This window comes from Candidatus Poriferisodalis sp. (assembly GCF_965203655.1).
GTDB lineage: Bacteria > Actinomycetota > Acidimicrobiia > Acidimicrobiales > Poriferisodalaceae > Poriferisodalis.
Genome location: NZ_CBDBDD010000007.1, coordinates 64,668 through 72,426, shown reverse-complemented (window position 1 = coordinate 72,426; position 7,759 = coordinate 64,668). Strand labels below are relative to the sequence as shown.

The 7,759-nt window shown below is 66.1% G+C and carries 7 protein-coding genes; 2 read left to right on the top strand and 5 right to left on the bottom strand.

Annotated elements, in window-relative coordinates; translation table 11 throughout:
* Together ACOGW9_RS08620 and ACOGW9_RS08615 are read right to left on the bottom strand one after the other, a co-directional pair.
* Positions 1-1,062: cell wall-binding repeat-containing protein (locus ACOGW9_RS08620; RefSeq protein WP_419910300.1), on the bottom strand; the 1,062-nt coding region annotated here is incomplete at its 3' end.
* Between the two features lie 300 nt (positions 1,063-1,362).
* The gene (locus ACOGW9_RS08615) at positions 1,363-1,716 is read right to left on the bottom strand and encodes a hypothetical protein (RefSeq protein ID WP_419910298.1); all 354 of its coding nucleotides are present in this window, start codon (positions 1,714-1,716) and stop codon (positions 1,363-1,365) included.
* 51 nt (positions 1,717-1,767) lie between these two features.
* On the opposite strand from ACOGW9_RS08615, the gene ACOGW9_RS08610 reads away from it, so the two are divergent.
* The gene (locus tag ACOGW9_RS08610) at positions 1,768-2,118 is read left to right on the top strand and encodes a TA system antitoxin ParD family protein (protein ID WP_419910296.1); all 351 of its coding nucleotides are present in this window, start codon (positions 1,768-1,770) and stop codon (positions 2,116-2,118) included.
* 32 nt (positions 2,119-2,150) lie between these two features.
* Complete coding sequence (locus tag ACOGW9_RS08605) at positions 2,151-2,723, top strand: AAA family ATPase (protein ID WP_419910294.1); 573 nt, start codon at positions 2,151-2,153, stop codon at positions 2,721-2,723.
* Positions 2,724-2,956: 233 nt separating this feature from the next.
* Here ACOGW9_RS08605 and ACOGW9_RS08600 read toward each other — a convergent pair whose 3' ends face one another.
* The 3 genes from ACOGW9_RS08600 to ACOGW9_RS08590 all read right to left on the bottom strand — a co-directional run bounded on the left by ACOGW9_RS08600 (position 2,957) and on the right by ACOGW9_RS08590 (position 7,639).
* Entirely contained in the window at positions 2,957-3,268 is a 312-nt protein-coding gene (locus ACOGW9_RS08600; protein ID WP_419910292.1) for a hypothetical protein, read from the bottom strand.
* A gap of 673 nt (positions 3,269-3,941) precedes the next feature.
* Positions 3,942-4,562 (bottom strand): NYN domain-containing protein, encoded by a 621-nt coding sequence (locus tag ACOGW9_RS08595; protein ID WP_419910290.1) that lies wholly within the window; start codon positions 4,560-4,562, stop codon positions 3,942-3,944.
* A gap of 284 nt (positions 4,563-4,846) precedes the next feature.
* The gene (locus ACOGW9_RS08590; protein WP_419910288.1) at positions 4,847-7,639 is read right to left on the bottom strand and encodes a cell wall-binding repeat-containing protein; all 2,793 of its coding nucleotides are present in this window, start codon (positions 7,637-7,639) and stop codon (positions 4,847-4,849) included.
* Between the last annotated feature and the right edge of the window lie 120 nt (positions 7,640-7,759).

Below are 7,759 nucleotides of genomic sequence, written 5' to 3'. Positions count from 1 at the left end.
GGGCGTCGCGGCGAGGTAGTCGCGCACCGACGCCGGCAGGCTGTCACCGACCACCAGCGGCGGCACCAACAGCCCGCTCTCGAGGCTGGAAGACAGCACCGGGGCAGCCACAACCCCGTCAGGGTTGCCGCGCACCAAAGCCACGCGGTTGTTGGACACCAAGCCCAGGCTGTCGCTGCAGCCGTTGCCGGCCATCTTGGCCAGCTCCACCGACACAGCCGCAGCAGAGTCGCCGGCGACCCGCGCCACGGTGTCCACACCGAGCGTGGTCAGCGCCGCCTCGACCTCAGCAGACACCGCGCCGGTGCCGCCGATGATCTCGACATGCTCCACATCGTTCTCGGTGATGAACTCCGCCGTCGCGTCAGGCAGCTCGTCAGCAGCCGTCATCAGCACAGGAAGCTGCAGGCGATAGGCGATCGTCTGCACCGCCACGCCGTAGGACAGCATGTCCGAGGAGCCGTTGATGAGCACTGCTGACACCGCGTCGGTGCCGCACCACGACGAATTCGCGTCGATCATCGACGCAGTCGCCGCAGCCGTCGCGTAGCGGTCGTCGCCCGCGACGCGCATCACCTTCGGCTTCCCGTCGAGCCCCTCGATGGCAGCCGCCACCGAGTCGGCCACAGCAGCAGAGCCGCCCAGCACGTACACCGTGCTCACGCCGTAGTCCTCGATGAAATCAGCGACGCCGCCGTGCAGGCTGCCCGAGGGGGTCAGCAGGATCGGGGCGTCCACATAGCCGGCCAGGCCGGCAACCGAGATGGAGTCGATCAACGTCTCGCCCGACGACACGAACGCATTCGGAACAGCACCAAGGCCGCCCTTGGACTGAGCGAAGTTCTTCGCCAGCCGCAGCGCCGTGTCGTAGCGATCCTGACCAGCGAACTCACGGACCATGTCGGTGGCCGCGTTGTTGTCGTGATCGGTCTTCACCTCGAAAGAAGTGTTAGCGGCTTGGGCCGGGGACCCCGCTACGACCGCGAGCACCGATGCCATCAGCATCGCCGCCAAGATCGCTGCGAGCGAGCGCCTGCCACGCCGCTTCGTTCGAATAGTCAAGGTTCCTTTTCTCCTTGTTCTGTACGACGGGAGATGCTCCCGCTCTGCATTGTCAAACCCCGCGTCGCCGCGGTTTGTGACAGCGCCGACCGGTTGAAGGGCTCACCGCAGCGCATTCGCACCCAGTGGGCCCCACCTGGTGATCCGCATACGCGAGATACGCGGAACAGGACCAGTGTAACGGCCTTCGCCGCCGCGTCATAGGGGAATTTTCGGCCGGCCCAGATCGCGCACTGACGTCGCCCCCAGGGCGCCTGCTCGAACGGAGCAGGGTGCGCGAGCCGCGAACCGCTCAGCGGATCAGGACGCCGCGGTGAGCAGGTCGGTGAGCGGCTGCAACCAGCCCGCCTCGGCCGCCACGATCTCCAACGCCAACACAACAGCGATCCCCACCAGCCACCTGTGACGCTTGCGGGCCTCCTGACGGTCGGCCTCGCGCTCGTCGGCGATTTGCTTGCGGTCGGCTTCGCGCCAGTCGGACTGATTCAGCGCGAACTCCGAGAACGCCGACGACAGCACCCTCTCAAGATGCTCCTTGGTCACCAGGTCCGACAGCGGCGCGGGCGCGAGGCACGACATCATGTACTCCGCGCGGCGCTCGTCGAGCTGCTCACGGAACCAAGCGTAGAGGCGAGAGCGATCCTCTTCAGACACGGCGGGCTTCTGTTGGTAGCAATCTGCTACAGTTGCTTGGGAGGTGGTCGTGTGGCGACAAGCACACCGATTCGAGTCGATGAGGACATCCATGCCCTCGCCACTGCGTTGGCACCGCTGATGAGCCGCAGCGCCGCCCAGCAAGTGAGCCACTGGGCGCGGATCGGCAAGGAGCTCGAGTCTGCGCCGAACGTCTCGACCCAGGCGATCGAGCAGGTGCTCGGATGCAGAGCTTCCTACGACGACCTGAACGAACGAGAGCAGGCTGTTGTGCGGGCAGAATGGGCCGAACGCACCGACCAGCGCCGCCGAGACCTCAACTTGGCCGACGAGTTCGCGGCCGAAGGCCGCTCGTATGTCGAACTCGACGACGACGGGAACATCGTCACTCGACAGCCGTAGCCGCGGCCCCAGGATTGATCGCGGAGCTCGTGATGACCTCACCGGTGCTGCATGTCATCGCGGGTCCCAACGGTGCCGGCAAGACGACCTTTGTTGAACGCGTGCTCGCACCCTCGTCTTTGGAGTTCGTCAACGCCGACCGGATCGCAGCCGAGCGATGGCCCGATGATCCAGGTGAGCACGCCTACCAAGCGGCGCAGATGGCGGAACAGCGCCGAGAGCAGTTGATCCAAGCGCATCGATCATTTGTGGCCGAGACGGTGTTCTCGCACGAGTCCAAGGTCGGCCTTGTGCGCAACGCGTCCCGATCCGGCTACATCGTTGTCCTGCATGTCGTCATCGTCCCAGAGGATTTTGCGGTCGCCAGAGTCGAAGATCGCGTCTCCAACGGCGGCCACGCAGTTCCTGAGGACAAGATCCGTTCACGCCACCGTCGACTGTGGGGCCATGTCGCTGCTGCCGTCCGGATAGCCGGCCAATCGCATGTCTATGACAACACTTCGGCATCGACGCCGTTCCGCCTCGTCGCTCACTACCGAAACGGCCTGCTCGTGCGGCAATCAGGCTGGCCTGCTTGGGCGCCGCCGGAACTCGTGAATCTCTGATCAGCCCCATCAACGAGGACCGGCCTCTGGCTCGACACGCGGTTCTGCATCACGGGCGCTGTCGGCGGGGGCGGGGGGCGACGAAGTTGGCCCAGGCGGCCATGAGCTTGCGACATTGTTCGAGCGGAGCAGGGGTGCGCAAGCTGTGGGGCGCTCAGCCGATCACGCCGGCGGCGCCGAGCGTCGAGGGGCCGTGTGGCTGCGCGCTGGAGTCGGGGCTGTGCCGACGAGCGCTACGAGAAAATGCCGAGCCCTACCACGACGCCGAGGATCGACACGCCGATGCCGGCCAGCCAGCGGAACTGATGCCGCGCTTCCTTGCGGTCGGCCTCGCGGGCATCGACGAGCCGCTCGAACTTGGACTCAAGTCGCTCGAACGCGGTATCGAGACGCGCTATGTCGCTCTTGAGAACCCTGAAGTCGTCCTTGGTGGCGAGATCGGGAAGCGACACAGGGCTCAGACAGGACATGACGTATTCGGCGAGCGACTCGTCGGCCTGCTCGCACCACCAAGCGTAGAGGCGAGAACGATCTTGTTCAGACACAGCGGATTCCTTTCTGCAGCGATCCGCTGTGGACAGCAGGGAGCCTCTCTTGATTCGGAAAATGAATTTCAGTATTTTTCAATGCTCTTTCATTGGTCCAGCGCCAAGGCCGCCGCTCGCCCAAGCAGCCACGGTTCCTTTTCTCCTTGTTCGGCTCCTTTCCGTGCGATTTCGAGCCCTGACAGCTCGCTCGCCGGCCGCTTACGAAGCATCTGGATCGTGCCGACCGTGCATGCCTCGCGTCACCGAGCGATGCTGCGCTGCGGTCACGCCGATGGGTGCCGTCGCGTCGCGACGGCTGCTTCATTGGACCTCGAAGTGTTAGATCAGAGGCCCTCAAGCCGCCAGGTGATGGCCCGGCGTTCGGCAGCGGCCCGGCGCGGTATTGCCAGCCGCGTGTCGGCTTCGTCCTGTGAGCAGGAGCAATGCCCTGGCGGTGTCCATGGCGCAGAAATGCCCCCGTCGGTTGGGGGGCATTTCTCGCTCCTGGCGGTCACCCGCGCAGGACAGCTCTGGGCGGGATTATACATCCGACCTGCGTTGATCGGGCTGCGGCATGTCGTCCGGCAAACCCGAGAGCAGGCGAGCATGGACGTAGGGGCAGCAGCGTTCGTCGACGGGTTGCATCTGTACCACGGGCCGCACGACGCGCCGCTGCGACGCGTCGTTGTTGCTATGAGCGCTCGAAGCTGGGCCGCAGGTGAGGCAGGTCGATGCGCGTCCAGCAGCTCTGGGAGAGCTCGGCCCCGAGGCTGCCGAACGCGGCGTGAATCACCGTGATCCCCCGAGAGCTGAGGAACTCCGCGACCGGTATGAAGTCGCGGTCTGACGAGACGAGCACAGCGATGTCGTAGCTGCCCAGCATCGCCAGGCTGATCATCTCTATGGCCATGCGCACGTCGACGCCCTTTTCCTCGGTGCCTCGCATGTCGCTGCCGCATTGGGGGCACCTGTCAACCGATGCGTGACAGCGCGGACACGACGGCGCGCCGCGTCTCTTGCGCCGAGGGGAGAAGTCCACACGCACCCCGGCAAAGCCGCCCAGCACCGTTGTCGCCCAGTTCAGCAGCTTGCGGTCCCGAGACGGGTCATATGAGCCGTGAACGGACATGCCTTGGTAGGTGTGCCGGACCTGAGAGCCAACCGAGGAAGCCGCCGCGGACGACACTGCGGGACCTAGCAGCGACCAGTCGGTGCGGAACCCGGCGTCGGCGTCCCTCATCGCGAGCGTGTAGTTCCAGAAATCGACGAACACGCGCACGCGATAGTGCTGCGACGCTGGACCGGCCGACACGAGCCCTCCAAAAAGATTCAGGGGTGCCAATGGCACCCCTGGGATCAATAGAACCGGTCACCGTGCTTCCCGGATGAACCAGGCGGCCAACCGATGGGTCTTCGTGCTCTCACACTAGCGCCTCCGCCCGACACCGACCAACAGACCGCACGGAGCGCAACGACGACAGGGGCCCGCACGCGAAGAGCCCCGGGGCCGAAACCCCGGGGCTCTTTCGTTGTTGTTCTTTGCCGATCAGGCGGGCAGCCCGCCCGAACGGTTCAGGTCAACTGTGCAGCTCGCTCCTAGGAGGGAGCCTTGACGCTGTTGGACACCTGGATGCGGTTCTGCGACGAGCCGTTGAGGTTCTCATCGACCCTGTCAGCCGCGGTTGTGGTGTCGGTTGTGCCGGTCGCGGGGGCGTCGGCGGCGTAGCCGGTCGCTACCCCGGCGTCAGCGGTGATCGCCGAGTACGCCGGAGGCCCGGTGACGGCAGCTGCGCCGGCGTGGCCTGCAGCGGTCTGCACGAGGTCGCGTGCCATCGGCAGGTAGCGCACCTGCGATGTCTCGAACTCATAGCGCACCGACCGCACCGGAGCCGCGCTGGCGTCCACAACGGGCAGCGCCGGGCTGTCAGCGTTCAAGTCCGCGAAGATCGTCAGACCGCCGCCAGCAGCGGCACCGTCGCCGCCGGTCGCGGCAGTCTGCACCCGGGTGTTCCCCTCTGCCACGGTCTCAGCCGCGCTGGGCCGTGTGCGGACCCTGGTAGCCGCCAGAAGGTCCTCGAGCAGGTTCGGGTTGCGGATCACGTCAACGTAGGCGTTGAAGTTCACCTCGATGGCGAACTGGGTGCGACCCGAGTCGCTGAAGCCAGCGGCCACGTTCCGAGCCGTAACCAAGCCCAGCACAGCACTGCCCGCACTGTTCTCCGCCGCCAAGGAGCAGCTGGTGAAGCCCGCCGAGAACAGCGCCGAGAACTCGGCATCGGCGTTCAACGTCTTGATCAGATCGCCCAAGGTGGCAGTGGCGGGGCCGTTGTTGAACCGCACCGTCACGCGCTTGCCCTTGGGATCGACGCTCACGCCGATGTCCAGCGGCTTGGCAGGGCTGTAGGTGCTGGCCCGGTCGAACACCATCGACCAGTCATTGCCTGCAGCGCCCGCGGCGTCGCCGTCGCCCTTCGCCCGGATCGTGATCCCGGCGCCGGTTCCGGTGACGCCGCCCACAGAACCGGCCGGGACCGTCCATGTGGCGTGCGCGGTGTGCTTCAGATCGCTCATCAGCACCCGGTTGATGCGCGGGCTGGCCTGCGCCTTGATCGCCGCACCCGACGTGCCGGCGCTCTTGTTGCCCGCAGCGTCCTCAACTGCGCCCGGGTTGATGATCAGCCGATCACCAGCCACCAAGTCGCGGCTGACGGTCGCCACCGCCGAATTTGTGCCCGCAGTATGAGCCACGGTCACCGTCGGTGCAGGGCTCGTGCCGCCGGGTCCGCCGACGATCCTCACCTCATCGGTGGCGAGCTGTGCAGTGCCTGCCAGGCCGACATTGTCATTGAAGCTGATCTCGAACGTCGCCCTTGCCGTCGCCGCGCCCGCGATGCCCACGATCGAGATCGTCGGCCGCACACGGTCCGGCGCAGGAGCGGTCACTGTCGTGGTCGCGGACCCGAAGGTGCGCTGATCAGTCGACGTGCCGAGCTTGACAGCCGAGCCGTCGATCGAGATCACATCGCCAGCGCTGAGCGCCTGGCCGAGCGTGACGTCGATCCGGGTCTGGTCGCACACGGCGCCGGCGTTCCCCGCAGCGTTGAGCACAATCGCCGGGATGCCATTGATCTCGACGACGTCCTTGATCCGCTCCACGTTGGCGGTCGCGGTCACAGCATCGCTGAAGTACAGCGAGATCATCGGCCCAGTCGGCGGGCTAGCGCTCGCATCGATGGCGGTCGCCGTGCCGGTAGCCGCCGGGTCGGGCCGCACCGGGTCGTCCGCGTTGGTCGCCCCGTCCTTGTTGGTGTCGCTCGCGGCGCCGATCCGCACGGTCAGCGCAGCAGTCGAGGCTGCCGCTTCGAGCGCAGCCTTCATGGTGGCCTCGCTGACCGCAGCGGTGCCACCGACAGCGAGGATGCCCAGGTTCAGCCGGTTGGTGCCGATGTTCTGCGGCGTGGCGGCGAGATGGTCGCGCACCGAGGCCGGCAGGCTGTCGCCCACAACCAGCGGGGTCACCAGATAGCCGCCGGCGAAGCTGGATGCCAGCACCGGAGCAGCGACCACGCCGTCGGGATTGCCGCGCACCAATGCCACGCGGTCGTTGGACACCAAGCCGAGGTCGTCGCCGCAGCCGTCGTTCGCGAGCGCAGCCAGTGCGACTGACACTGCCGCAGCGGAGTCGCCCTCCACACGGGCCACGGTGTCGACACCGAGCGTGGTCAGCGCCGAAGCAACATCAGCCGACACTGTGCCAGTACCACCGACGATCTGGACATGCTCCACATCGTTCTCGGTGATGTACTCCGCGGTCGCGTCAGGCAGCTCGTCAGCGGCCGTCATCAGCACAGGAAGCTGCAGGCGATAGGCAATCGTCTGCACAGCCACGCCGAACGGCATCATGTCGGTGGCGCCGTTGATCAGCACCGCACTCACCGCGTCGGTATCGCACCAAGACGACTCAGCGTCGATCATCGATGCGATCGCAGCGGCAGTTGCGTACCGGTCGTCGCCCGAAACACGGGTCACCTTCGGCTTCGAGGTGAGCCCCTCAATGGAAGTCACCACTGAATCGGCAATGGCGGCCGAGCCGCCCAGCACGTACACCGTGCTGACGCCGTAGTCCTCGATGAAGTCAGCGACGCCGCCATGCAAGCTGCCCGTGGGGGTCAGCAAGATCGGGGCATCTACATAGCCGGCAAGACCGGCGACCGAGATGGAGTCGACCAATGTCTCGCCAGACGAGACGAACGCTGCCGGAACGGAGCCAAGGCCGCCCTTTGAGGTGGCGAAGTTCTTCGCCAGTCGCAGCGCTGTGTCGTAGCGATCCTGACCAGCGAACTCACGGACTGACGCCGTAGCCGCGTTGTTGTCGTGATCTCTCTTCACCTCGAAAGAAGTGTTTGCGGCTTGGGCTGGGGATCCCGCTACGACCGCGAGCACCGATGCGATGAGCATCGCCGCCAGGACCGCAGCGAGGGAACGCCTGCTTCGCCGCTTCGAGTAGGT

Coding starts and splice junctions, on each gene's coding strand:
- ACOGW9_RS08605 (WP_419910294.1), top strand. CDS start 2,151: ATGACCTCACCGGTGCTGCATGTCATCGCGGGTCCCAACGGTGCCGGC.